This is a genomic window from Pseudomonas sp. 32_A, assembly GCF_017490905.1.
In the GTDB taxonomy this organism is placed as follows: Bacteria; Pseudomonadota; Gammaproteobacteria; order Pseudomonadales; family Pseudomonadaceae; genus Aquipseudomonas; species Aquipseudomonas inefficax.
Genome location: NZ_JAFGYI010000246.1, coordinates 1 through 486, shown reverse-complemented (window position 1 = coordinate 486; position 486 = coordinate 1). Strand labels below are relative to the sequence as shown.

The following is a 486-nucleotide window of genomic DNA, read 5'->3' as shown; positions in this document are numbered from 1 at the left end:
GCCTAACGGCACCAACGCGCTCGAAGAACAACAAAAAATCGCTGATTGCCTGTCTTCGCTGGATGATCTGATCGCGGCGGAAACCCAAAAGCTGGACACTCTCAAGACCCACAAAAAGGGCCTGATGCAGCAGCTTTTTCCCCGCGACGGCGAAACCGTGCCACGGCTGCGGTTTCCGGAGTTTCGGGAGGCGGGGGAGTGGGCGACTAAGACATTGGCAGAACTAGCAGAGAACTTGGATAATCGCCGGGTCCCAGTAACCGAAAAAGATCGCACCAAGGGAAATATCCCTTATTACGGAGCCTCTGGGATAGTTGATTACATTCGCGACTTTATCTTCGACGAAGACCTGCTTTGCATCTCAGAGGATGGGGCTAATTTGCGAGCAAGGACGGCACCGATTGCATTTTCCATCTCAGGGAAAACATGGGTTAACAACCACGCACATGTCTTGAGGTTTGATAGTAAATGCGTTCAGAAGATTGT

The 486-nt window shown here is 51.4% G+C and carries 1 protein-coding gene; it reads left to right on the top strand.

Features of this window, described 5'->3' with window-relative positions:
• Positions 1 to 486: restriction endonuclease subunit S (locus tag J5M58_RS26510; RefSeq protein WP_207880330.1), on the top strand; the 486-nt coding region annotated here is incomplete at both ends.